Source organism: Thermoactinomyces vulgaris (assembly GCF_003688725.1).
GTDB lineage: Bacteria > Bacillota > Bacilli > Thermoactinomycetales > Thermoactinomycetaceae > Thermoactinomyces > Thermoactinomyces vulgaris.
Genome location: NZ_REFP01000009.1, coordinates 349033 through 374096 on the forward strand (window position 1 = coordinate 349033; position 25064 = coordinate 374096).

General features: G+C 48.1%; 25 protein-coding genes, 1 tRNA gene and 1 riboswitch. Of the genes, 11 read left to right on the plus strand and 15 right to left on the minus strand.

The window, feature by feature from the left end; all coding sequences use genetic code 11:
- Window positions 1-44 precede the first annotated feature (44 nt).
- The 5 genes from ATH33_RS08980 to ATH33_RS08995 form a co-directional block, all read right to left on the minus strand.
- On the minus strand, window positions 45-824 hold the full coding sequence (locus ATH33_RS08980; protein WP_037993154.1) for a cytochrome c oxidase assembly protein: 780 nt from the start codon (window positions 822-824) through the stop codon (window positions 45-47).
- Window positions 821-1306, minus strand: coding sequence for a DUF2243 domain-containing protein (locus tag ATH33_RS08985; protein WP_232335118.1), 486 nt, complete (start codon window positions 1304-1306; stop codon window positions 821-823). Before ATH33_RS08985 ends, ATH33_RS08980 begins: the two co-directional genes overlap by 4 nt.
- Before the next feature lie 186 nt (window positions 1307-1492).
- Window positions 1493-1615 (minus strand): hypothetical protein, encoded by a 123-nt coding sequence (locus tag ATH33_RS13840; protein ID WP_255347143.1) that lies wholly within the window; start codon window positions 1613-1615, stop codon window positions 1493-1495.
- A 167-nt stretch (window positions 1616-1782) separates the two neighbouring features.
- Window positions 1783-2535, minus strand: a complete 753-nt coding sequence (locus ATH33_RS08990) for a hypothetical protein (RefSeq protein WP_037993153.1) — start codon at window positions 2533-2535, stop codon at window positions 1783-1785.
- A 50-nt stretch (window positions 2536-2585) separates the two neighbouring features.
- Window positions 2586-3440 (minus strand): hypothetical protein, encoded by an 855-nt coding sequence (locus ATH33_RS08995; RefSeq protein WP_131470901.1) that lies wholly within the window; start codon window positions 3438-3440, stop codon window positions 2586-2588.
- A 162-nt stretch (window positions 3441-3602) separates the two neighbouring features.
- Between ATH33_RS08995 and ATH33_RS09000 the strand changes: the two genes are divergently transcribed.
- Window positions 3603-4175, plus strand: a complete 573-nt coding sequence (locus ATH33_RS09000) for a PDDEXK family nuclease (RefSeq protein ID WP_165489727.1) — start codon at window positions 3603-3605, stop codon at window positions 4173-4175.
- A 362-nt stretch (window positions 4176-4537) separates the two neighbouring features.
- On the opposite strand, the gene ATH33_RS09005 is transcribed toward ATH33_RS09000, so the two are convergent.
- Window positions 4538-4613: transfer RNA gene (locus ATH33_RS09005), tRNA-Ala, on the minus strand.
- Between the two features lie 178 nt (window positions 4614-4791).
- Between ATH33_RS09005 and ATH33_RS09010 the strand changes: the two genes are divergently transcribed.
- Window positions 4792-5568, plus strand: coding sequence for a GNAT family N-acetyltransferase (locus ATH33_RS09010; RefSeq protein ID WP_121874307.1), 777 nt, complete (start codon window positions 4792-4794; stop codon window positions 5566-5568).
- Window positions 5569-5704: 136 nt separating this feature from the next.
- On the opposite strand, the gene ATH33_RS09015 is transcribed toward ATH33_RS09010, so the two are convergent.
- The gene (locus ATH33_RS09015; protein ID WP_037993149.1) at window positions 5705-6406 is read right to left on the minus strand and encodes a hypothetical protein; all 702 of its coding nucleotides are present in this window, start codon (window positions 6404-6406) and stop codon (window positions 5705-5707) included.
- A gap of 184 nt (window positions 6407-6590) precedes the next feature.
- Between ATH33_RS09015 and ATH33_RS09020 the strand changes: the two genes are divergently transcribed.
- Complete coding sequence (locus tag ATH33_RS09020) at window positions 6591-7280, plus strand: futalosine hydrolase (RefSeq protein WP_049720625.1); 690 nt, start codon at window positions 6591-6593, stop codon at window positions 7278-7280.
- Window positions 7277-8101 (plus strand): 1,4-dihydroxy-6-naphtoate synthase, encoded by an 825-nt coding sequence (locus ATH33_RS09025; protein WP_049720624.1) that lies wholly within the window; start codon window positions 7277-7279, stop codon window positions 8099-8101. Before ATH33_RS09020 ends, ATH33_RS09025 begins: the two co-directional genes overlap by 4 nt.
- Before the next feature lie 348 nt (window positions 8102-8449).
- Here the strand turns inward: ATH33_RS09025 and ATH33_RS09030 are convergent, their stop codons facing one another.
- The 5 genes from ATH33_RS09030 to ATH33_RS09050 all read right to left on the minus strand — a co-directional run bounded on the left by ATH33_RS09030 (window position 8450) and on the right by ATH33_RS09050 (window position 12734).
- Window positions 8450-9013, minus strand: coding sequence for an NUDIX hydrolase (locus ATH33_RS09030; protein ID WP_170151250.1), 564 nt, complete (start codon window positions 9011-9013; stop codon window positions 8450-8452).
- Between the two features lie 102 nt (window positions 9014-9115).
- Window positions 9116-9826 (minus strand): LutC/YkgG family protein, encoded by a 711-nt coding sequence (locus ATH33_RS09035; protein ID WP_121874309.1) that lies wholly within the window; start codon window positions 9824-9826, stop codon window positions 9116-9118.
- Window positions 9807-11246, minus strand: coding sequence for a LutB/LldF family L-lactate oxidation iron-sulfur protein (locus tag ATH33_RS09040; RefSeq protein ID WP_121874310.1), 1440 nt, complete (start codon window positions 11244-11246; stop codon window positions 9807-9809). Before ATH33_RS09040 ends, ATH33_RS09035 begins: the two co-directional genes overlap by 20 nt.
- A 12-nt stretch (window positions 11247-11258) precedes the next feature.
- Complete coding sequence (locus ATH33_RS09045) at window positions 11259-11975, minus strand: (Fe-S)-binding protein (protein ID WP_121874337.1); 717 nt, start codon at window positions 11973-11975, stop codon at window positions 11259-11261.
- Between the two features lie 18 nt (window positions 11976-11993).
- On the minus strand, window positions 11994-12734 hold the full coding sequence (locus tag ATH33_RS09050; RefSeq protein ID WP_121874311.1) for a FadR/GntR family transcriptional regulator: 741 nt from the start codon (window positions 12732-12734) through the stop codon (window positions 11994-11996).
- 461 nt (window positions 12735-13195) lie between these two features.
- Between ATH33_RS09050 and ATH33_RS13730 the strand changes: the two genes are divergently transcribed.
- The 6 genes from ATH33_RS13730 to ATH33_RS09075 all read left to right on the plus strand — a co-directional run bounded on the left by ATH33_RS13730 (window position 13196) and on the right by ATH33_RS09075 (window position 19354).
- Window positions 13196-13759: an SDR family NAD(P)-dependent oxidoreductase gene (locus tag ATH33_RS13730; protein ID WP_249037510.1), complete on the plus strand. Its 564-nt coding sequence runs from the start codon at window positions 13196-13198 to the stop codon at window positions 13757-13759.
- 15 nt (window positions 13760-13774) lie between these two features.
- Entirely contained in the window at window positions 13775-14197 is a 423-nt protein-coding gene (locus tag ATH33_RS13735) for an SDR family NAD(P)-dependent oxidoreductase (protein ID WP_236533805.1), read from the plus strand.
- A 113-nt stretch (window positions 14198-14310) separates the two neighbouring features.
- Window positions 14311-15213 carry an aldo/keto reductase gene (locus ATH33_RS09060; RefSeq protein ID WP_049720621.1) on the plus strand — a complete coding sequence of 301 codons (903 nt, stop codon included), beginning with the start codon at window positions 14311-14313 and terminating at the stop codon, window positions 15211-15213.
- 151 nt (window positions 15214-15364) lie between these two features.
- The gene (gene megL, locus ATH33_RS09065) at window positions 15365-16549 is read left to right on the plus strand and encodes a methionine gamma-lyase (RefSeq protein ID WP_049720620.1); all 1185 of its coding nucleotides are present in this window, start codon (window positions 15365-15367) and stop codon (window positions 16547-16549) included.
- A gap of 59 nt (window positions 16550-16608) precedes the next feature.
- The gene (locus tag ATH33_RS09070; RefSeq protein WP_121874312.1) at window positions 16609-18171 is read left to right on the plus strand and encodes a sigma 54-interacting transcriptional regulator; all 1563 of its coding nucleotides are present in this window, start codon (window positions 16609-16611) and stop codon (window positions 18169-18171) included.
- A gap of 109 nt (window positions 18172-18280) precedes the next feature.
- Window positions 18281-19354: an undecaprenyldiphospho-muramoylpentapeptide beta-N-acetylglucosaminyltransferase gene (locus tag ATH33_RS09075; protein WP_121874313.1), complete on the plus strand. Its 1074-nt coding sequence runs from the start codon at window positions 18281-18283 to the stop codon at window positions 19352-19354.
- A 53-nt stretch (window positions 19355-19407) separates the two neighbouring features.
- Here the strand turns inward: ATH33_RS09075 and ATH33_RS09080 are convergent, their stop codons facing one another.
- From ATH33_RS09080 to ATH33_RS09090, 3 genes are read right to left on the minus strand one after another with little or no spacing between them, the layout of a single operon-like run.
- Window positions 19408-21270: a PTS fructose transporter subunit IIABC gene (locus ATH33_RS09080; RefSeq protein WP_037993131.1), complete on the minus strand. Its 1863-nt coding sequence runs from the start codon at window positions 21268-21270 to the stop codon at window positions 19408-19410.
- A 15-nt stretch (window positions 21271-21285) separates the two neighbouring features.
- Window positions 21286-22203 carry a 1-phosphofructokinase gene (gene pfkB / locus ATH33_RS09085; protein ID WP_121874314.1) on the minus strand — a complete coding sequence of 306 codons (918 nt, stop codon included), beginning with the start codon at window positions 22201-22203 and terminating at the stop codon, window positions 21286-21288.
- Entirely contained in the window at window positions 22200-22958 is a 759-nt protein-coding gene (locus tag ATH33_RS09090) for a DeoR/GlpR family DNA-binding transcription regulator (protein WP_037993128.1), read from the minus strand. Before ATH33_RS09090 ends, pfkB begins: the two co-directional genes overlap by 4 nt.
- Before the next feature lie 501 nt (window positions 22959-23459).
- Here ATH33_RS09090 and ATH33_RS09095 point away from each other — a divergent pair.
- Window positions 23460-24797: a helix-turn-helix domain-containing protein gene (locus tag ATH33_RS09095; protein WP_121874315.1), complete on the plus strand. Its 1338-nt coding sequence runs from the start codon at window positions 23460-23462 to the stop codon at window positions 24795-24797.
- Window positions 24798-24855: 58 nt separating this feature from the next.
- Window positions 24856-24971: riboswitch (SAM riboswitch) on the plus strand.
- Window positions 24972-25064: the final 93 nt, after the last annotated feature.

Below are 25064 nucleotides of genomic sequence, written 5' to 3' on the forward strand. Positions count from 1 at the left end.
AGCAGGCTTTGCTTTTTGGAGGGCAGAAAATGCGGGAATTTTATTCAGGATTTCAAAGCAGGTTGACAGGAGGGAAGCTTTTTTCGTGGTTGCAGGGTTTGATACCACCTCCGGCAGAGGACGATGATGATCACCAAGTCGATCACGTCGCCCCCGTAGTACATCAGCATTCCTCCGGCTTCTGCCAGGTCCGTTGGAACTTCGCCAGGCGGATGGGCATAGATGAATTTGGCCAAAATTTGGTGCGCGGCAAGGGAGAGAACCAGGACAGCAGCCCGGAACGAAAAACGGTACCGGTCAGGGGAAGGTTCCAACTGCAAGAGGGAGGCGGTGTATACATAGCCGGCCAAAAAAATGTGAAGGTGGATCAAAAGATAAAAAAACGCATGTTGATGCATCATTTCCCAGAGGCGGGTGGTGTATAACACCCACATCCCGCCGATATTGAGGAGGGAAGCGGTGACGGGATGGTGGAGGGTCCGGATATACCGGGTTTTTAAAAAACGGACAAGCCTCCGGGCGTTTTGGATGCTCAGGGTGCGAAAAATGAGGGTGAACGGGCGGGCCGAGTGGATCAAAAGCGGGGACAGCATGCCCAGAATTAAATGGGTTCCCATATGAAACCGAAAATCGGCATGCGCAAGATGGGCCAAGGGTCCGGTCGCCGAAACGACGGCCATAAGAACCCCCACAATCCCAAAAACGGTACGGGATCGCGGCCATGCCTTTCCCCGACGGCGGGAATGGACGAAGGCACCATACAGATAGACAAAAAAAACCGTCCCGAACGGAAGGATGAACAGCAGGGTATAAACCGGATTCACGCTTCCCGCTCCTTCCGTTTCTTTTGTGAGCGGATGACCAGAAAGCCGGCGATGATCATGATCACGGCAAGCAAATTCCAAACCAGATCATAGATCAACACATTTTCCACATAACGAATCTGATGAATCCGCATCCACTTGTGCTGAATGATTCCGTCGTACAATTGAAACAGACCGGCTCCCAGCACAACGCTTCCCCACCATCTCTTTTTCCGCCAGGCATGGCGCCGGCGAAGATCGGCCAGCAAGAACAATGACCAGACCGTCGCAAACCAGCTGAAGGCATGAAACAGCCCGTCGGAGACAAGCCCGATGCTGCGGGTGGCCCGGTCATAAAAATGATGCCAGTGTAAAAGTTGGTGAAAGACCGCCTCATCGATAAAAGCAATCAATCCGATGCCAAACAACAAACCGGACCAGAAATTGCGCTTCCAAAAAACCGAATCCATGGATTCACGGGATAACGGACGACTTGTATCCATACGGATGCTCCTTTTTCTTTCGGGAATTTCGCAATTTATCCTCTAGGTTATCCCATGTGTATCCAAAGCAAACGTCTGAAGGATAATCAGGGTTGTCCACAATGTAATCTCTGATTTTCATTTATCTTCCGGTTATGGAACTGAGAGAGGAAATCGACGGTTTAACCAGCTTTCAGGGGGGGCCGTTCAGGATTTATTTTTGTTGACACAGATCAGCAAAACCCTGATGGCAAGGGTTAACAAGGAGATTGCCAAAATCCCGATTCCCAGTCCGGTCAGCGTGAGAGAGGTGATTTCAATTTCAAACAACGGATCGCACCCCACTTTCCTCTTTTAAATGAAATATTTCATCATAATAAAATTATGCTGAATATTTGATGGTTAAAATATAAAAAGATAAAGTCCCCCGAAAAAAATTGAAACATTTGGGGGACTGGATCATGGAATGAAACGTTTCAGCAGGCTGTTTTTGTTTTCTAATAAACGAGGTGTTTAAATTTTATGTTCTTGTCGTCCAAATAACTCTCCACTTTATACCGGATCTGATGCAATAAATCAGTCTTATCCACCTTTATATCAAACAAGTTCTCCCCGTAAAAACGCACAAAAATCTTACCGTCATTCAAATCCTCCACGTGATTTTCTCCGATTTCCCGGACAATCGTTTCCACAATGACTTCCCTGGGTAAGTGAGTTTCCAAAAGATCCAATAACTCTTGCCACTCTGGATGAGGTTCCAAAGAGGCCCGATAGTCATAGATTTTTTCCGGACGGTAAAGAAAATAGATATTTCCCATAAAACCAGCCCGCAAGTCGCCTAACCACAGTTCTTGAATCTCCCTGATCCGGGAAATGTCTTTCATCACCTGGATAAAATGACCGGTTAACGCTGGATTCTCCTTGAAATATTTCCCGCCATCATACTCGGAAATTGACAGGACCGAATCACTGATAAACATGCGGTGAACATATGGCTCCTCCTGTACCATTGGATTAAAAAAAACGACGTTAAAAGCGTCAAAGTTCTTTAACCGGGTCCCGGCGAGATGGATGAATTCAGATGAATATTTAATATCTCTTGCAATATCCCCCACCTTGTAATTGGTGATGGCTTTGATTCCTTCCCAATGCTTTAATAGTTTTTCACATATTTTGATTGCCGTGTTCCAATATCCATCCACCAGATATCTTCCCCAACCGGTATAAGCCAGATAAGTTTTTTCATCCATTTAGTCAATCCCCCTTATACCTTCACATTTTTACCCAAGAAATCAATATCTCATTTCCCGAATTTAACCTTGCGATATTTTACAACAATGCCAAGCTCTTTCTTAAAAGTATCCACAATCGTTTTCATATCTTTATCCTCTGCCCGGGAACCTTTATATAATATTCGACTATCTGCTCTATGAGTTATGCCAAGTTCCCGTGCTTTCTCTTGAATAATTAGGTCATCCAAGTGCTGATTTAGATAATCGATCGCATTTTTATGTTTATATAACTGAATAAAGGCATTAAATTCATTTCCTTTGCTATTTTTAACGAGAAGACCATCCTCTATAAATTGTTGAGGTTTATTCTCTGCTAACAGAGCTAAATCTTTGAGGGCATCTTTGGAATACAGTTTTGCTTCCTCTACAATAATGATTTTTCCGTTATCAACCACAATGTCATCAGGCAAACCAAAAATACCTTTTTTAGTTGGATCTTCTTTGTACGCTTTGTTGTAAACAGCTCGAAATAAGGAGTCTATTTTTCGTTTTCCTTCTTCTTCGCCAAATTTACTTCGGATACTGTTCTTTAACAAAGATTCCTCTTCAAAGCTAACACTGGCGTACTTTTTACCATTTGATTTGCTGGCAAACTTCTGTAACCACTGACCGAATGAGGTATCACCGATTGTCTTTGGTGCGGAAGCAGTTCCATCAGCAAATATTTCGAATGCCGTCGAAAGACTGAGTCCGTTAATTTTAGTTATAATGCCATCTAAATGGCTGCTTATGTACCAGCCGCCAAAGCTAAGGAAAAAACCGAATGCAGCGGCCACTATTGCTCGTTTTAAACTAAATATACCTGTTTTCAGGTAATCTGTTATGCTTTGGTCCGTTCCCGCAATCACTGCATTACCAAACATTTTGGGCGTAGCTCGGTTTAGCCAAGGAATTCTGGAACCGATCGAAGCTAGGATACTTGATTCACCGATCATGGCTATGAAGTAAGTGCACTGACGATTTCACCTAACACAATCCCAACACCTACAAAGGTGGCAATAGTAACCTCAAAAGCGAAAACAATGATGGCCACGATGATACCAGATCCTATTTCAATACCAATCCAATGTCTTTTTAGAATTTCGGCTGCGATATATGTTGTTACCGCTTCCACCAAATGGTTCAAATATCAAGTCACCTTCGTTTGTCGCAAACAAGCTAATGGTGTAAAGCCGATTAAACATGCATTTATTGAGAAGTTAAATCAGCTAGGTTGGGAAGATGAAAAGATTGTAAGTAAGAAGTCGATCAAAAATAGAAAGATTGACTCTTCCTTAGAATTAAGTGATGGAAAGTATTTTGGTGTTGAATGGGAAACAGGAAACATAGCTTCAAGTCATCGAGCAATAAACAGACTTAAACTTGGTATGTTAGAAGGTGATTTAGCTGGGGGATTCTTGGTATTACCTTCTCGTCAAATGTACTATTATTTAACTGAACGAGTTGGAAATTTCCAAGAGCTAGAGAAATATTTTCCTGTTATGTCGGATACTTCGAAAATTACCGGTTTTCTTGGTGTTATTGAAATAGAACATGACGGAGTAAGAGCTGATATACCTCCAATAAAGAAAGGAACAGACGGTAGAGCGCTAGTTTAAGGGTTAATCGATGTTGCATGATAAATCAAACGCTTGTATAAAGAGCTAAAAATGCTGAATACAAAAGCCAATTGTATACATAAGAAAGAAAAGACTAAAAAAAACTTTAGTCAAACTCCATAGATAACGTTAAGGGATGAACTCTAGCATAAAGTCCATCCCTTCTTGATCATAATCTCCCGTTATTTCATCAATAATAACTTTTCGAACTTAAAGTTTCATTTAAAGAAATATCCTAATTATTAGTGGTTGTATATCATGGTCTTGTATAAAGTGGAAAAAGGAGCAGTGATGTTTCAAGTCGTTGTTCCTTTTAACTTATTGTAAATAAAAACCCCCCGGAACATCCGAGGGTTTTCCTTTGGTGGAGCATAGCGGGCTCGAACCGCTGACCTCTACACTGCCAGTGTAGCGCTCTCCCAGCTGAGCTAATGCCCCGTGTTTTTCAGTTACATATTGTATTATAATCACCGGAGATCATTTTTGCAAGAAGAAAATTAAATTTTTTTCGTGTACTCGTTTACAAAAATTCTGTTCATTTCGTGATATACTCTTCCATATCCGAAAAACAACAAGAGAAAAAATGCCCTGACGGGGTGGAAAAGGCGGGAGGAACATGATTCGCAGGTTGACGGAAGAGGATCATGAAGCATGCATGAAGCTTTTGATGCCGAAAGCGGCGGAAAACTTGTTTATTCTCGGCGATATTGAGGCATATGGTTATGATCAGGCGTTCCAAAAGGTGTGGGGCGATTTTGATGATCATGGAAACTTGCGTGCGGTGCTTTTAAAATATTACCAAAATTACATCCCTTATGCGCCCGGTCATGATTTTGACCACGAAGGGTTGGCCAAGGTGATGGTTTCAGATCCGGAATTTCAAAACCTGAATGGCTTGGAGGATGTGGTTTCTTTTCTTATTCCGTGGATCGCTTCCAAGCCGTCTCAAATCCGGAAACTTTATTACGCCAAGTGCCGCGCGTTAAAGGAGTCTCAAGTAAATTGGCCGGTGAAAAAAGCAGGCGTTGAGGATGTCGGGAGAATCATGGAGTTATACCGGCACTTTTCATTCAGTAACAATCCGGAATCCATCAAAAGAAACATGGAAAAAGGTGTAGCCCGGACTTATTACATCGAAGTGGACGGACAGATGGTTTCTTCAGCTTCCAGTACGGCGGAAAATACGCTTTCTGCCATGGTGGTCGGGGTTTGCACTGTAAAAGAGCATCAAAAGAAGGGGATGGCTTCCGCCTGTCTGGTCCGGCTGTGCCAAGATCTGCTTCAAGAGGGAAAGGAACTTTGTTTGTTTTATGATAACCCGGACGCCGGGAGAATTTATGAACGTTTGGGATTTGTCCCGATCGGCCGGTGGATGATGGTTTCGTTTCAGTGAGTCCCGGTGAATGAACAGGAACCGGGGATGGGATTGGAAAGATTCTGCTTCAGGAATTAAAAGTTTGATGCCGGAAGGCTCCGAAGTGCACAAAGAACCCGGGGCTGTTGACGCTGTTGTCAACAGCCTGACCGATTTAAAACCACAAGGCCCCCGCGGAAAGTGCCAGAGACAGCAAAAACAGAATGGAAAAAAGAATCGTTTGCCGCTTTGATTTTTGTTGCCACATTTCTTCTTTTTCCAAAATGACTTTGTTCAATTGAGCCAGGTTTTCGGTCCATTTCTTTTGTTCCGCCTCGATGGTTTCCTTTAAGTTTTTCAATTTGTCATCCAGCTCTTCTTTTTTCTCTTCGTATTCTTTTTGCCGCTGATCCAGGGATTCCAATATTTTTTTGGCATGTTCATCCAGCTGTTTCTGCTTTTCTTCTTGTTTTTCATTCACCCAGTCGGTGAATTTTTCTTGATGTTGATCCAGTGCCCCGGCCATCTGTTTTTCGATTTCCTCTTGGATTTCCCCGGTTTTTTGATGCAGCTGTCCGATCAAATCTTCTATGTTTTTCCGTTGTTGGCGGATATAAGCGCAGGTTTCCTGATCATCCTTCTGGATGGATTTTTGGATCAGCTGTACATCCCGGTACGTTTCATTCAGTTTTTGTGAGATCATGACAGCCGATTGGTTGATCGTCGTGGCTTGTTTCAGCTTCTGGTCGATCTGGCGAAACGAGGATATTTCCCGCTTGATTCTTTCAATTTGGTGATACATGTTTCCGAGTTCTTCATAAATCTCTTGCAAAGCTTCGCCTGTGTTATTCGCGGAAAATCGGTTGAAAAAGCCCATATCACTCTCTCCTAGCTCTGGGTTGCTTAATCTCAAGTCACCAATACTATTCATCATATCAATAATTTAAATAGATCCATAATTATTTGTTTGTGAATCATTTATAAAATCTTTAAAGAACGTCCAACTATCAAGGATATGGTATGATGGAAAAACAGACAAGTGTTGAAGAAGGAGATTGAAAATGAAGCCAAAGCCGAGAACATACAAGGAGGGCGGTGCCAAGCGCCGGGTGCTGGTTGTGACCTCGGTACAGGCCGAACGGGAAGCTGTTTTACGGGGGCTGGAGCAGACCGAAGGGATTGAGGCCGAGGTCTTGGTGGCCGGAGTGGGATTGGCCCAAGCGGCTGCCTCCACAGCCATGGCTTTGTCTGCCGCCTCGTATGATTGGGTGATCAATGCCGGCATTGCCGGAGGGTTCCCGGGAAAGACGGACATTGGTTCGCTGGTGCTTTCCAGTGAAATCATTGCCGCCGACTTGGGCGCGGAAACCGGGGAAGGCTTTTGTTTTTTGGATCAATTGGATCTGGGAACCTCCCGGATCCCGGCGGATGCGGAATTTGTCTGTTGGATGGAACAAGCTTTGCAACATAAAGGGATATCCGTTACGACCGGACCGATCTTGACGGTGTCCACCGTCACCGGGACACAAGAAACGGCAGAGGAGCTGATCCGGCGTGTTCCGGAAGCGGCGGCGGAAGGGATGGAAGGTTTCGGTGTGGCCACCGCGGCCCGGTTGCAAGGCGTGCCGGTGCTTGAAATGCGGGCCGTGTCCAATTTTGTCGGCCCGCGAAACCGGGCGGCCTGGCGAATTAATGAAGCCTTGCAAACTTTGGAAAAAGCAAGCAGTGCATTGACGGAGGTGGTTCGATGAAAATCGCTTTTTCCCCTTGTCCCAATGATACGTTTGTATTCCATGCCTGGGTGCATGGATTGGTGCCCGGAGCGCCCAAACTGGATGTGACCTATGCCGATATTGATATCACCAACCATCTGGCGACACGGCCGGATGGACCGGATGTTTTAAAAATCTCATCCGCCGCTTTGCCGTGGGTATTGTCCGACTATGCACTTCTTCCCTGTGGAGGCGCGATGGGAAGGGGATGCGGGCCGCTCATCCTGACCAAGGATGCTTCCAAAGAAACGGACTTGAGCGGCAAACGCGTTGCCGTGCCCAGTGAACGCTCCACCGCTTATCTGTTGTTCCGTCTCTGGACCGCCCGGCATGTTTCAGGGGACTTGGATATCCAGGTGGTTCCTTTTGACAAAATCATGCCGGCTGTCCGGGAAGGTACCTTTGATGCCGGATTGGTGATCCATGAAGCCCGTTTCACCTATCCGTCTTATGGACTTCATTTGTTGGCGGATCTCGGGGAATGGTGGGAAGAGGACACCGGCTTGCCGATTCCGCTCGGTTCCATCATTGCCCGCCGCACCCTTGATGTGAAGTCCATTGCTGAATGGACACGTGCTTCGGTCGAATATGCCTGGAACCATCCGGAAGCATCCCGGGAATATGTGATGCAGCATGCCCAGGAAATGGATCCGGAAGTGGCCAAGAAACATATTGACCTTTATGTCAACGACTTTACCGCCGACCTCGGCAAAGAAGGGTATAACGCGATTTATGCACTACTCAGCCGGGCTGCCAAAGAAGGAATTGTTCCGGAAATCAAGCCCGAAATGTTGCGTTGAAAGATCCCAAAAGCAAAAAACGGATGGTTTGCAGGCCATCCGTTTTTTTGTTCTTTTTAATTTTTCTTTAATGGACCGACCGTAACCGATTCATCCCCAAACGGGATGGACCATACTTCCCGACCGCCGGTGATGGTAAATCGATCCTTGCTTACCATATTTAAGATTTCCTGATCCGAAAGGGAAGGGGCTGTTTTGATAATAGCCGTCAGATAAGTGGTGTACGATTCTCCTGATGGGATGTTTCGAGGAAACCATAATTGCTTTTCACTGACCACAAGCAGTTTCTTTGTATCTTCGGAGAAAAGTGGTTGAACTCTGTGGTGGACACTGTCATGAACACTGTCATTAATCCGGGATGCCGGCGATGTCGCACAACCGGTCCGCCAGCCGGCGCATGGGCATTTGTTTTAACGTCAGCCAAGCGTGACCGGTGACTTCTTCTTCCTGAATGATGACCTTTGCGGAAGATTTCAAACGGAAGGCAAACCGGAAATCGGCGTGCCAATGCGGAGGTTCGCCTTTTTCGGGATTTTCGGGGATCTCGTGCAAATCAATGTCAACGGGAACGTTTGGGGGCAGGACGGGTTGAAGTTGTTCCGGAGAGATTCCGGTTTCTTCACAGGCTTCCCGCAAGCTGGCTTCAATCAGTGAACGATCCTTCTTTTCACAATGTCCACCCGGAAGAAGCCAAGCGTTCAAGGTTTTATGCCTGATATGCAGAACTCTTTTTTGTTCATCCATGATGACGGCACTCGTTGTGACGTGACCGGGGAAAGTGGCGCGGGAAGTGATGTCCCGGGAATGATGAAGCACATCCATGAGAGGGTGGAGGGATTGCATGCCGGAGCCGGAAAACCGGTCGGCATAAGCGGCAATGGCCCGGGTGATTTCTGAATGCAAAATGGTCACCGGGATTCGCTCCTTTCCTTTTGAGGGTTCTATGAAACGTTCTCCAACCCGGCTTGAAAACCTTCCGGATCCGGACATTACAAAGGGCATCGATGGATGCCCTTAAACGATGATATAAAACGCTTTTAAGGGGCCGTGAACCCCGACGACCAGGTTCATCTCAATATCTGCCGAGTTGCTTGGTCCGGATATGAAATGGATGCTGGAGGGCGGGGTTTGGCCGTTTTCAATGGCCTGGTTGATGGCATGGACGGCCTGGGTCATCCGCGGGACGATGGTTTCTTTCGGGATGATGGCGATGTAATTCTCCGGCAGATAATGCAAAGCCCGGCCTTGATCATCCCGGGTTTGAAGAACCACGGTTCCGGATTCCGCCAGGGCATGGTCGCAGAAGACCACGCCGAATTTGGCTGACGCGGCCTGCCGGATGTTTTCTTCTTTTTTCCCTTCTTGCCATCGGTAAACGGAAATCCCCTGACCGGGCCAGGTTCCATGAAGCAGCTCGTGGAGCCCATATTCTTGAAAGCGCGGATCCCCGGAGATGACCACCGGGCCGCCCCCGTTTTCCGATACCAGCTTTTTCAGCGTTTCCGGCAGTTGTTCGCTTGTGGTTTCAATGACGGTTGTGTGGATGTTTCGGCATTGTTTTTTAAATATTTCCAGCAGTTGCTCTCTGCTTGCGTCTTTCAGCGTTTCCTGGTGAACCTCTGTTTTCCACTCCGGACGGGGAACCGGATCCGTCTTTTGTTTCCGTCCCAGCTTTCGGGCAATGTTTTTCAAAAAAGTGTCCCGGTTATGAATTGTTCCTTGCATCCGCTTTCCCTCTTTTCTGTTCCTGTTGATACCAATCACGGAAGCGCTCTTGGCTAGGGGCCGGAAATTCACGGGATGCCATCCACTGCTTTAACGGGCCGACGCCTTTTTTGAATTTTGCACCGGCAGTGAGTGGACGGGTTGCCGCAGAAGCCATTTTGGATCCCCACTGATACAGGGCACTGGAGGAAGCACCTATTTCAAACATTTTCATGGCCAGTTTCTCGGCCAGCGGGGCGCGCCCTTCTTGTTCCACAATCACTTGCCGGTGTTTGATCAACAATTCATGCAGGGGGATTTTTACCGGACAAGCCTCGGTGCATGCTCCGCACAAACTGGAGGCGTAAGGCAATTCCTGAAAGTCTTCGTACCCGGCCAACAAAGGGGTTAAAACCGCTCCGACCGGCCCGGGATAGACCGATCCGTAAGAAAGGCCGCCGATGTGGCGATAGACTGGGCAAACATTGATGCACGCCCCGCAGCGGATACATTGGAGGATGGAACGGAACTCAGAGCCTAAAATCTCCGACCGGCCGTTGTCGACGATCACAAGATGAAATTCTTCCGGCCCATCTCCTTCCCCTGACTGTTTGGGGCCGGCCACGGTGATATAGCTGGTTAACTTTTGCCCGACACTGCTCCGGCAAAGCAGGCTGACCAGAATATCCAGTTCTTCCATGGTCGGAACAATCCGTTCCATTCCCATCACGGCAATGTGGGTGTCCGGGATGGAAATGGTCAGGTCGGCATTTCCCTCATTGGTGACAAGACAAATGGAGCCGGTATTGGCCACCGCAAAATTGCACCCGGTGATGCCGATGTCCGCTTCCATGAATTTTTCGCGCAAAATCCGCCGGACAAATTTGGTCAATTCATACGGGTCGTCCGATTGGTCATAGCCGAGTTTGCTTTGAAAGGTTTCGCGAATTTGCGTTTTGTTTTTGTGAAGCGCGGGAGCGACGATATGGGAAGGGACATCGTCATTGATTTGCAGGATGTATTCCCCGAGATCGCTTTCCACAACTTCACAACCCGCTTGTTCAAGAGCCGGGTTCAAATGGATTTCCTCGGTCACCATGGATTTGGATTTGACGATTTTTTTGGCCTTTTTTTGCTTGGCCACGTCTTGGATGTATTGCACCGCTTCTTCCGCGGTTTGGGCAAAAAAGACATGGCCGCCCAGCTTGGCGACGTTTTCGCTGAGTTGCATCAGATAATGATCGAGGTTTTCCAGTGTGTGCTGGCGGATTTGCTCGCCCAAAAGCCGCCATTCTTCCCAGTTTCCCAATTCATCGGCGGCAAAAAGGCGGCGGTCTTGCAATCGTTCCTGGGCCGAGGCAACCGCCTGCCGCATCGTGACATTTTCCAATCCTTGTTGTACCCGGTGGCCAAATGGATTTTCACTGATTTTAATCGCCATTGTGATCTCTCCTTAACGGCTGTTTAAAACTTCCGCGATATGCATCACTTGAACGGGATGTCCCAGGCGTTCGAGCCGCCCCTTGATATTCATCAGGCATCCGCAATCCGCCCCGATCAGGTAGCCGGCTTTGGTTTGCAGGATGTTGTTGACTTTCTCATCGACCATTTCCGTGGAGACGGGGCTCATTTTCACGGAAAACGTGCCTCCGAAGCCACAGCAATTTTGGGCTTGGGGAAGCGGTTCGAGTTGCAATCCTCTGACATTGGAAAGAAGTGTGAAAGGCGCGTCTTTCACGCCAAGCAGACGGGTCATGTGGCAGGACGAATGATACGTGGCTCTCCCGTCCAGCCGGGCTCCGGTGTCCGTGATCCGGAGAACATCCACAATAAACTGGGTCAGCTCATACGTTTTGGCGGCCAAATGTTCAGCTCCCTCTTTCCACTCGGGATCATCTTCAAAAAGACGCGGATATTCTTTGAACATCGTGGCACAGGAACCGGAAGGCGTCACGATGTATTCCGCATGTTCAAAGGCTTGGATCATGTTTTTGGCGGCACTTTTGGCTTTCCGGACATAACCGCTGTTATAAGCCGGCTGTCCGCAGCACACTTGTTTTTCCGGAAATTCCACATCACAACCCAGGTGGTTAAGCAATTCAACGGTGGCTTTTCCGACATTCGGATAAAACATATCCACCAAACAAGTAACAAATAATGACACTTTCACCATCATCACCTGCCCGGTTCATCGAATGTTTTTTTGTTTTTCACGGTTTGCAAACAATTTTTCTTCCACGCCTGCCAAATGCATGAACATGGCATTTTCCGCTTCCTCGGCATTTTGGGCGGCAATGGCTTCACAAATCTTCTGATGTTCCTGAAGCAATTGATCCGGATAACCGGGAATCAAAAACAATTGTTGGCGGCTTTCTTTGAGGGATCTGGACAAGATGCCGTAAATGGATTCCATCATCCATTCCAACACCGGATTGTGGCTGGCGCGGGCGATGGCATAATGAAAAGCCAGATCCGCTTCATCTCCGAGTTCGCCTTTTGCCGCCGCGTTTTTCATGTCAAAAAGCGCCTTTTCCATTTGTTTTAAATCTTCCCCGGATCTTCTTTCGGAAGCGTACCGGGCCATTCCGGTTTCAATCACTTTGCGTGCCTCCAAAAGGGAAAGGAGATCTTGGCGGGTCACCGGCTGAAAAGGTTTGAATTCAGACAAAACCTTTTTGGGATCCAGCCGGGTGACGAAAGTTCCTTCTCCATGGCGAATCGACACAAGACCTATGGTTTTCAGCGAACTGACGGCTTCCCGGATGGTCGATTGGCCCACGCCCATTTGTTCGCTCAATTCCCGGAAGGAAGGCAACCGCTCGCCCGGTTGGTAGGTGCCGTTTAAAATGTGTTCTTTTAACAAGTCCGCCACTTCTTCATAGGATTTACGCACTCTTAAAGCAGATCTCATCTTCATTTTCTTTTCCATTTTTCACCTCATAAGGTCATCTGATGACTGGATGATTAAAAATTATCGTATGCCATTCATTCAGAGATGTCAATGTTTCGGTTTTTGCAGATTCATGCTTTTAAACGGCACTCACTGGCCGGCACCTTCAGACCGGTATGAAAAGAAAATCCCCCGAAGGGGGATCCCTGCGAGCAGGATGGAACCTGCAATTCCAGCGGGAAAGGCTGGCGTTTTCATTTAAACTATCGCAGGACACAGGAAGGATTGGTTACCTTCATCTCCTGCGTGGGGCAGGCGCTTTCATTAAGCGGCTGTGTGAAAAAATTCATCATGTGATATGATTTTTTTAAATATAAAATATTTTAATGGTGAGAGTTGAATGACGAATCCGCATCAACCGGCTTAGAGAGAAAAGAAACAAAAATGTTACATATGCAAAGAACGGATGGATTTCTCCCATCCCCGCTATTCCAAATTGTGTGGAATGCGGCAATTTCAACGAACAGAAGCGCCTTGCCCGCCATGATTTGACTTCTTATGTCGCATTGGTGACAGGCGGCAGGGTGAAAATCGGGTATCATACGGCATTGCGCCTGTTGCGCGAAGGCGCCCGGGTGATTGTCACCACACGGTTTCCTTATGATGCCATCCGGCGATACATTCAGGAGCCGGATTGGGAAGACTGGAAAGACCGGATTCACGTATACGGGTTGGATTTTCGGCGGATTGACCTCGTGGAGGCATTTGCTTTTTCTTTGAACAAGCAATTTCCCTATATTGACATCATTGTCAATAACGCAGCCCAGACGGTCCGGCTTCCGGATGAAGCGTACCAGGCCCTGTTGCAAAAAGAAAGGGAATGGAAAACGAATTGGTTGGGTTCCGGCGAAGAGCGGGGAAGGGAGTTGCCGGTTTATACATTTGCGCAAGGGACGGAACCGGATGATGAGAAAAATCTTCTCCTGCCCGTGGCCAGCCCGTCCCGGCATCCGGCGAATCTTCCTCCATTTGCCAACAATGCCTGGATTGCCAAACCGGATTAAATCTCGTTGACGGAAATGCTGGAAGTTCAACTGGTGAATGTCACGGCGCTCTTTTTGATCAGCACCCGGTTGAAACCGGCCATGCTGAGAAGTCCCCATCTGAACCGCTTTATCATCAATGTTTCTTCCAAGGAAGGGATCTTTCGGACCAAACGCAAAGGGCGCTACCATGTCCATACCAATATGGCCAAGGCTTCGCTGAATATGATGACATTGACGATGGCCAAAGATTACAAGCGGGATCGGATTTTTGTCAACAGTGTTGATCCGGGATGGGTGTCCAATCAACTCCCGGCCAAAGTCCGGGAACACATTCAACCCCCGCTCGACTGTGAAGATGCCGCGGCCCGGATTTGTGACCCGGTTTATCTCGGGATGGATGCTGAAAAACCGCCCAATGGACAGTTTTTCAAAGATTATCGCCCGGTGGACTGGTGATTTTTCTTCCTGTGTTCTGTCAATATTGAAACGGGCTGGACGCATTCGGGTTTGGCGGGGAATGGGGATGCAATAAACCGTTTAATCCTTTTAGACAGAAAGGGGATCGACAGATGGAAAGAAAGGTGACCATCGGGAAAACCGGTCTCACCGTCCATCCCATTGGTTTGGGGACCAATAAGGTCGGCAGCCAGGCGGGAAAAGAAGTGGTCCAAGCAGCCATTGAAAACGGGATCAATTTTTTGGACACCGCTTATCTGTATGGCCCCGAACGGTCGGAAGAGCTGGTTGGGGAGGCGGTGAAAGAAAGCGGCAAACGGACGGATGTGGTGATTGCCACCAAAATCGGCCCCAAATTTGTGAACAATCAGGTGGTGGCAGACAACACCCCGTCTTTTTTGAAACAGGAAGCCGAAAAAAGCTTGAAGCGTTTAAAAACCGATTACATCGACATTCTCTATATTCATGTTCCGGATCAGGATACGCCCAAAGAAGAGGCGGTCGGGGCGTTGCAGGAACTGAAGGAAGAAGGGAAGATCCGCGCCATCGGCGTATCCAATTTTTCTCTTGAACAGCTGAAAGAGGTCAATCAGGACGGATATGTGGATGTGTATCAGGGAGAATACAATCTGTTGAACCGGCAAGCAGAACGTATCCTGTTCCCTTATCTCCGTGAGCATCAGATTTCCTTTGTTCCATATTTTCCGCTGGCTTCCGGACTTTTGACCGGAAAATATGATGAAACGTCAACCATTCAGGGATACCGGGCCAATCTGCCTTATTTTCAAGGAGAAGCCTACCGCGAGAGTCTGGAAAAAGTGGAGAAATTAAAAGCAATGGCCAAATCCAAAGGGGTCAATACAGCCAATTTGGCGTTGGCCTGGTGTTTGCACCGGAAAGAAGTGGACGCAATCATCCCGGGGGCCAGAAACCCGGAACAGGTGCTCTCGAATTTGCGAACGTTGGATGTAATATTGACAGAGGAAGACATCAAGAAATTGGATACGATCTTTTAATCTGGATCGCGGAAAGTGGCAACCTCTCTTTCAAGAATGGAAAGATGGGTTGCCATTTTTTTATGGAACCGGGCGGAAAAGCTCCATCGCACCGTTTGGCACGGGTTTTGCATTTTATTTGCAATGAATGACGGAAAAGGGAGGAACCGAGATGGAAAAGAACAAATGGGGTTTTTCCACCCAGGCGATTCATGCCGGGGTGCGTCACGGGGAAATGGAAGGATCGTTGGCACCGCCCATTTTTCAAACTTCGACATTTGTGTTTCCCTCGGCGGAAACCGGCGGGAACCGTTTTGCCGGACGGGAGGACGGATTTATTTATACCCGGCTGGGCAACCCGACGGTCCGCCTGTTGGAAGAGAAAGTGGCGGTGTTGGAAAAAGCGGAAACGGCGTTGGCTTTTTCATCCGGGATGGGAGCGGTTGCCTCGGTTTTGTTGGGAATTTTAAAGGCCGGGGATCATGTGGTTTGTTCCAAAGGCTTGTACGGATGCACGTACAGTCTGTTTCATTGGTTGCAGGAGCGGTTTCAAATCCGTTTTTCCATGTGTTCGATGAAAGAAGAAGCCGCATTGGAAAAGTCGATCCGTCCCGAAACCCGTTGTTTTTATATTGAAACTCCCATGAATCCCACCCTTGAGCTGGTGGATCTGGAATGGGCCGCAACTGTGGCCCGCAGGCACGGGATCGTGACCATTGTGGACAATACCCTGATGTCTCCGTATTTGCAGCGTCCGTTGGAATGGGGCTGTGACATTGTGTTGCACAGCGCCACCAAATATATCGGCGGTCACGGGGATGTGATTGCCGGGATTGCGGCGGGCCCCCGCCATCTGCTGGAAAACGTGAAAAAAACCACCTTGAAAGATTTGGGGGCGGTTTTGTCGCCGATGGATGCCTACCTTTTGATCCGGGGATTGAAAACATTGGAGGTGCGCATGGACCGCCATTGTGAAAACGCGGGGAAGATCGCCCGTTTTTTGTCGGAACACCCCAAAGTGAAGCAGGTCTTTTACCCGGGGCTTTCTTCTTTCCCTCAGGTTGAGTTGGCCAAAAAACAAATGCGAAAGCCCGGCGGAGTCATCAGCTTTGAGATGAAGGGCGGATATGAAGCTGCCGTCCGGTTGTTGAATCATGTCTCGCTTTGTAAATTGGCCGTCAGTCTGGGAGAAACGGATACACTGATTCAGCATCCGGCTTCGATGACCCATGCGGTGGTTCCCCGGAAGGAGCGGCTGAAAATGGGCATTTCCGACGGCATGATCCGCCTGTCCGCGGGGATTGAAAACGCAGAGGACATTTTGGCGGATCTGGGGGAAGCGTTTTCATCTGTGTGATCGATCTTCCTCTTCCCTTCCGCTAAGATAAAAGTAAGAGGACGGGAAGGAGGAAACGAATGAAAACAATCGCCCTCTGCATTAAAACCATTGACCGGGTGGGCATGACGCATGAGGTGATTTCCTGTCTGTTGGCCGATCATGTCGACATTGAGCGGATGGAGGTGGAATCGGGAAGCATTCATCTGAAAATCCGGGCGGTCCCTTCCGGGGTGTTTAAAAAACTGACGGAACGGATCAAGCAAATCCCTGGTGTGAAGCAATTAGAACCCATTCAAATTCTTCCGTCCGAAATGCGCGAAGGACAAATGAACACCATTTTGGAAACGGTGTCCGAAGGCATGATCCTGGTGGACCAAAAGTTCAAAATTCAGGCGATGAACCGGGCGGCGGCCGAAATGCTGCGCCTTTTTCCGGAGGATTGGGAAGAAAAGGATCTTCCCGGACTTTGGGGAACGGACCTGAAATGTTGCCGGAAATGTTTTCAGTCGGGGAAAGAACAATTGAATGTCCCGGTAACCATCCGCCGCGGTCCGGACATGATTCAAGTGATGGCCAGTTTTATTCCGGTCCGTTCCGGTGAAAAACGGCAGTCCGGTTTGGTGATCGTCATTCGCGACATGAAACAAGTCCGCCAATTGCTGCAGTCTGTCAACCGGAAGGGAATGGTCCAGTTTCAGGATATTATCCATCAAAGTGAAACGATGAAAAGGTGCGTGGAAACGGCCAAAAAGGTGGCACAAATGGAAGCGACCGTTTTATTGCAGGGGGAAAGCGGAACGGGAAAAGAATTGTTTGCGCGGGCCATTCATTTTGAAAGCCGGCGGGCCAACGGCCCTTTTATTTCCATCAATTGTGCCGCCGTTCCGGAGTCATTGATGGAAAGCGAATGGTTCGGCTATGAGGAGGGGGCGTTCACCGGAGCGGGGAAAGGGGGAAAAAAAGGCTTGATGGAATTGGCGCAGGACGGGACGCTGTTTTTGGATGAAATCGGTGAGCTTCCGCTCAATTTGCAAGCCAAATTATTGAGGGTTTTGGAGGAAAGGGCTTTGAGGCGGGTCGGCGGAAACCGGTGGATTCCTCTCCGCGTGCGGATCATTGCCGCCACCAACCGGGATTTGGCGGATCTGGTGCACCGGGGCCGGTTCCGCAAAGACTTGTATTACCGCCTTCATGTGATCCCGATCACCATTCCCCCTTTAAGAGAACGCAAAGAAGACATCCCGCTTCTGGCTGCTCATTTTCTCCGGGAATTTTGCACCCGTTCCCGCCGTCCGCTTCTTTCTCTTTCATCCCAGGCTTTCCTTCGCCTGCAGGCACACTCCTGGCCGGGAAATGTCCGGGAACTGCAAAATGTGATGGAGCGGAGCGTTTACCTTTGTCCGGAAGGAGAAACCGAATTACAAGAAGTTTATCTGAGCGATGTATTGGATACGGATTGCTCATTTCCCCGGCGCAGTTTGAAAGAACATCTTGCGCAGTATGAAAAAGAACTGGTGCAGGCCGGGATCCGGCGGTTCAAAAGCATACGGAAAACCGCCCGCCATCTGGGGGTGAGCCATACCACCGTTTTGAACAAGATGAAGAAGTATGGAATTTCCAAAAAAGATATTTTTTATTGAAATCAGGGATGGATTGGTTACATCTTTCATACATTGTTCAATGCAACAGGAAAAAAAGCTGTTAAAATAACGTTGTCGCTGAAAACACCGTTAGAAAGGGAAACGACCGATGAAAAAAACCATTTTGTTTACAGGTGGCGGAACCGCCGGCCATGTCATGGTCAACTTGGCACTGATTCCTAAATTTTTGGAAGATGGCTGGAAAGTGATTTATGTCGGTTCCAAAGACGGAATAGAAAAACAATTAGTTTCCGAACTGAAAGATGTGGAATATTACAGTGTTTCGACCGGAAAACTGCGCCGGTACTTTGATTGGAACAACTTTAAAGATCCTTTTAAAGTCCTGAAAGGGATTTTTGAAGCATACCGGCTGATTCGCCGCCATAAACCGGGTTTGATCTTCTCCAAGGGAGGATTCGTGTCGGTTCCGGTGGTGCTGGGAGGATGGTTGAACCGGGTGCCTGCCATCATTCACGAATCCGACATGACGCCCGGGCTGGCCAATAAGATTGCCACTCCGTTTGCAACAAAAGTTTGCACCACGTTTCCGGAAACGGCCAAACATTTTTCCAAGGAGAAAGGAAAGTATGTCGGCGCCATCATCCGGGAAGAATTGAAACACGGGGACCCCGGACGGGGAAGGGAATTGTGCGGATTCACCCAAGAGAAGCCGGTGATCCTGGTCATGGGCGGAAGTTTGGGGTCTGGCGTTATCAATGAAGTGGTTCGCAACAACTTGGATACGCTTCTAAAGCGGTTTCAAATTGTTCATCTTTGTGGGCGGGGAAAGGTGGACGAGTCGATTCAAAAACCCGGCTATTGCCAGTTTGAATACTTGTCGGAAGAACTTCCCCATGTCTTGAACATGGCCGACTTTGTCGTGTCGCGTGCCGGATCCAACGCCATTTTTGAATTCTTGTCGCTGAAAAAACCGATGCTTTTGATTCCGCTTTCCAAAGCCGCCAGCCGCGGGGATCAAATTTTGAATGCGCGTTCTTTCGAAAAAATGGGCTATGCGGAAGTTTTGATGGAAGAAGACTTGACTGATGAAAGTTTCTTCCAACATCTGGAGAATTTGGTGGAAAATCAGGAAGCCTACCGCGAGAAAATGAGCCAAAATTCTCCCGAGCAAAACATGCAAGAAGTGATCCAATTAATCAAATTGACTGCCAAACCGATGTGAAAAGAAAAGGTCTCGTTCCCGGTTGTCACCAGAGGGAAGAGACCTTTTCAGGTTTAACGGATTTTCTTTTTGAAGAAACCGATCAGGACGGCCGTGACGAGCGAACCGGCCAGGATGGCGAGAAGATACAAAAGCGGTTGGTTGACCAACGGTATGACAAAAATTCCGCCATGCGGAGCCGGCAAGGTGATGCCGAACATCATGGTGACCGCACCGGCCACGGCAGATCCCACAATGCAAGAAGTCAGAACCCGCAGGGGATCGGCGGCGGCAAACGGAATTGCTCCTTCGGTGATGAAAGAAGCGCCCATCACGTAATTGGTCAATCCGGATTTGCGCTGTTCGTCAGTGAACTTGTTTTTGAAGAAAGTGGTTGCCAACGCAATGCCGAGCGGCGGAACCATTCCCCCGGCCATGACGGCGGCGTGGGGGGCGAGGTTGCCGGCTTCGATGGCGGCGATGCCGAAGGTGAAAGCGGCTTTGTTCACCGGACCGCCCATGTCGACCGCCATCATGCCGCCCAAGATCAATCCGAGGATGACGGCATTGGTGCCGCTCATCCCGTTCAGCCAATCCGTCAGCCACTGGTTCAGTGCGGCGACGGGGGTATTGATCACTAGCACCATCAACACTCCGGTGATCAGGATGCCGAAAACCGGGTAGAGCAACACCGGTTTAATTCCTTCTAAACTGTCCGGCAAAACGGAAAAAGCTTTTTTCAATAAAAGGACGACATAACCGGCAAGGAAACCGGCAATCAATCCGCCCAAAAACCCGGCTCCCGCGCTGGCGGCCAAATAGCCTCCGACCACCCCGGGGGCAAATCCGGGGCGGTCCGCCAGACTGCTGGCGATAAATCCGGCCAAAATCGGAACCAAGAAATGAAACGCTCCTTCGTCTCCTCCGATTTTCATCAAAAGTTCTGCCACAGGGCCCTTGGCATCAATGCCTCCAAAGACAAAGGACAACGCAATGAAGATACCGCCGCCCACCACAAAGGGCAGCATATTGCTGACCCCGTTCATTAAATGCTTGTAAAACCCGAAGGAAGAAGGCGCTTTCTTTTTCGCACCTCTTGTCTCTTGATGTCCCTGGTAGACCGGGGCGTCCTGTTTCAAAGCGCGCCGGATGAGGGTTTCGGCCTTGTGAATGCCGTCGGCCACCGGAACCTGAATCACGTGTTTTCCATGAAAGCGATCCATTTCCACTTGCTTGTCCGCTGCGACGATGATGGCGGTGGCCCGTTTGATTTCGTTTTCTGTCAAACGGTTTTTCACTCCGGTTGAACCATTGGTTTCCACCTTGAGGGAAACTCCCATTTCTTTCGCTTTGGCGGCCAAGGCATCGGCAGCCATGTAGGTGTGGGCGATGCCGGTGGGGCAAGCGGTGACAGCCAGGATCATAGCTCCGTCGTCACCGGGTTCTTTTTCGTCTTTCTTTTCTTCTCTGTCCTCATGCCCTTCTGCTTCCTGGCGGCGAACAATGTCCAGCAGTTCTTCTTCGGTTTCGGCCTCGAGCAAGCGTTTTCTAAAATCTTCATTCATCAGCAACGTGGACAAGCGGGATAACGTCTCCAAATGGGTCTCGTTGGCTCCTTCCGGCGCGGCAATCATGAAGAATAAGCGGGCCGGGTTGCCGTCCAGCGATTCATATTCGATCCCGGAACGGCTGCGGCCAAAACCAATCGCCGGTGTCCGGACCGCTTTGGTTTTGGCATGGGGAATCGCGATCCCCTCGCCGATGCCGGTGGATCCTTGCGATTCCCGTTCGAGGATGGCTTCTTTAAACAGATTTTTGTCGGATAAAACCCCGGCTTGATCCAGCTTGTCCACCAGCTCGTCGATCACGGCAGATTTGGTGGTTGCGCCGAGTTCCATCACGATCGTTTCTTTGGTTAACAAATCGGTGATCTTCATTGGATTTGCACCTCCTCAAAGCGCCTCAATGTCAATTTCCTGTCGTAATTGTTCAACCTGTTCTTTGGTGCACAAGTCGGGCGAAAACGCGGTTGCACTGCCGGCAGCCACGGCGGTTTTGAATGCGGAGACCGCATCGTTGGTTTTCTCATAGTCAGCGAGAAAGGCGGCAACCATCGAATCGCCCGCCCCGACCGGGTGAACCACGGTGCCTTTGGGAACGGTGGAGCGATATGTCGCATCCTCTGTAAACAAAAGCGCTCCTTGGCCGGCCATTGATACGATCACATGGGCTGCCCCCGCTTGTTGCAGCTTGCGTCCGTAAACAACCACCTCTTCCATGGTGTTTAAACGGACACCATACAATTGGCCCAGTTCATGGTGATTGGGCTTCAACAAAAAAACGGGACGGTTGGCCGCTCTTTTTAATGCCGGACCGGCAACGTCAACAGCGACACGGACGCCGCGGGCGCTAAGTATTGCGGCCCATTCCTCATAGACGGAAGGGGACAGCGACGGGGGAATGCTGCCGGACATCACCACGGTGTCTCCCGGCCGGACTTGTTCCAGCTGTTCGTTTAATTGCTGAAACGCTACCGGAGGGATCGCCGGCCCTTGGCCATTGATTTCCGTTTCCTCGTTTGCCCCGGTTTTGAGCTTGATGTTGATGCGCGTATCTTCGTTGACGCGGATCCACCGGGCAGAAATGCCTTCCCGTCGCAACGCTTCTTCAATAAACCTTCCGGTAAATCCGCCCACAAAGCCGAGAGCCGTGGTTTCGGCCCCCAGCCGGTGCAACACGCGAGCCACGTTGATCCCTTTGCCCCCGGGGTATTTTTGTTCTTTCTTCATCCGGTTGACTTGATGGAGTTGCAAGGTTTCCACTTCAACCACAAAATCGATGGAAGGATTCAATGTAATGGTATAAATCATGCCTGATCAACCTCAAATACATAAGTTTTTTGTGCAAGTTTTTCTTTGATCTCCGAGGAAAGAGGAAGTGTAATCAAGGAGGCTTCTTCCAAATCAGCGAATTTGGCAAAAGAAACTTCCGATAACTTGCTGGGATCGGCCAACACAAACGCCTGACTGGAAAGTTGAAGCGCTTTTTGTTTCAGGCAGGCTTCTTCGGGATCCGGCGTCGTGTATCCAAAATCCGGATGGATGCCGTTGGTTCCCAAAAAACACTGATCAAAGCGGTAACGTTCGATTCCTTGGAGTGCCACGGCTCCGATCAGCGCTTTGGTGGATGATTTCATTTTCCCGCCCAAAACATAGGCCTCGATGTCATATTCAACCAGCCGTTCCAAATGCGTCATTCCATTGGTGACCACTGTGACTTGTTTTCCGGCCAGCGCCGGGATCATTTCAAGCGTGGTGCTGCCGGCATCGAGATAGATGCAAGCTCCCTGATCGACAAAGGAACCGGCAAAGAGAGCGATTTCTTTTTTCTCGGGGGTGTGCCGAATCGCTTTTTCTTGAATGGGCATTTCCAAACCTTTGTTTTGAAGCAGCGCTGCACCGCCGTGAACCCGTTTTAAAAGATGTTGTTGCTGCAATTGATCCAGGTCGCGGCGGATGGTGGATTCGGAAGCGCCGGTTAAATGAACCAATTCCTGCACTTTTACGATACCTTGCCTTTTTAATAAACTCAGAATGAATTGGTGACGTTGGGGTGTAAGCGTGATCCATCACCTCGCTTCGGCCTTTTCTTGATTGTATCGAAAAAAGAGAGCAAAAACAATCATTTTAAATCATAACCAATCAAAAACAATCAAAAAACAGGATCAAAGAAGGAGATTGCGCTGTTAATTTACTGGGTAAAATAAGAAATACAGAGAAAAAAAAGATATAGAGACAATATTTGAAGGATGTTTGAGTAATAAACAAAGTATTTTAATTTAATACATAAAATATTTAATAAAGATGCGGAGCATGGGATTAAACATTGATTGTTATTTGTAAAATTCGAAAAAATATCCGACTCGAAATAAAGATGTGAAAGCGGTGTTTCGATTGTTTTTTTCAAGATGAAACCGGGGGCTTGTTTTTTGGGATGAAAGTTAAAAATAGAAATTGGTATAAATTACAATCCATAAAATGTTAATTTTTATATATTTATTTCTTTATAAAATAAAATGAATGAAGTAATATAGAGTTAACCAACAATCCGAAAGGAAAGATCGGCTATGAATATTTTGGAAATGAGTGAAATTGGCAAATTTATTCGTAAAGTCCGAAAAGAAAAAGGGTTAAGATTGGAAGATTTGGCAGATGAGCATATCTCCACGGCGACAATCAGTAATATTGAGCGCGGTGTTCCTCATGTCAACAAAGATAAAGTCTTGTATTTAATGAGCAAGCTGGAACTGGATTTAAATGAAATTCCGGAAATGATCGAAAAAGATACGGAAACTTTGGAAAGTATGCAAGTGCGGTTTGTCGCCATCGAAACCATGATCCAGATGGGAATGCCTGAACGGGCCCTTCATTTGCTTTCGGATATATCGGAAGAATCTTATTCCAGACATCAGGCTACGGTTCATTATTTGAAAGGGAAAGTGTACAGTCACCAGAAGGAATGGCGCAAAGCAGAACGTGAGTTGAGTGAAGCCATCCGTCTGGCTTATCAGGATCCCTATTCCCCGAAAAATCATTTGGAAGCTGCCGGTTATTGTGAACTGGCTTATTGCCGCTTTATGAACAAAGATTATGGACAAGCCCTCCGGTATGTGGAACGCGGGTTGGCGGCAATGGAGCAAGACAAATCCAATGAGTGTGATGACCGAACCTATTACTTGCTCTTGATTTCGCAAGTGGCTTACTTGGAAAAGTTGAACCGCACGGATGAAGCTTTCCGCCTGCTGGAAGAGTTGTGGGGGAAAATTCCCCGGATTCAAAGCAAAGACATCATCATTAAAATGTACTATTATCGCTCCAGGTTGTTACAGAGAATGAAACTTTACCATGATGCCATCCGCTATGCCAGAGAGGGGATTCAACGGTCGGTCGGCAGTAAAAACACGGAAGAAATGTTGAAGCTTTGGAGTGGATTGGGACTGTCTTACCTTGAAATTTCCCAATTGGATGATGCAGCGACCTGTTTCCAATTTGTCTTAGAACTGGCAGAACATGATGATAACTCCCAGGAAGTAGCACATGCCTATTGCCATCTGGGTAAAGTGTATATGTTGCAAGGCAAATACCACGAAGCTTATGATAAGCTGAAAAAAGCGCTGGAATGGGCGGAAAAAATTTATGATCCGCAACTGTTGAATGATGCCCTTTTCACCATGGGCAAACTGCTGAAGCAGATGAAGCATTACACTGAAGCGGTCGAATATTTGAAACGGTCTGCCCGTTTGGCAGCCAAAAACAAGCTGAAAACCAATGTTTACGACTGTTATTATGAACTGGCCGGCTGTTATGAAGCTTTGGATGATCAGGATGGCTTCAAATCGGCCACCGAGCAAATGTACCTGGCCCAAAAAGAACTCGAACAACAGCAACTGCGGCAAATTGGTTGACAACTTGCAAAAAGATTTATATATTATGAAGATAAACTGACATAATTTTTACAAGGATCTCTTATCAAGAGAGGCGGAGGGACTGGCCCGATGAAGCCCGGCAACCTGTTGGAACTTGCGTCCAATGTGGTGCCAATTCCAGCAGAGAGAGTTTCTCTCTCTGAAAGATGAGAGTGAGTCTGGCCGGGTAATCCACACCTTTTCATCTTTCAGAGATGAAAAGGTGTTTTTTATTTTGCGGACCTCTGCCTGGGAAAAAACGGTTAA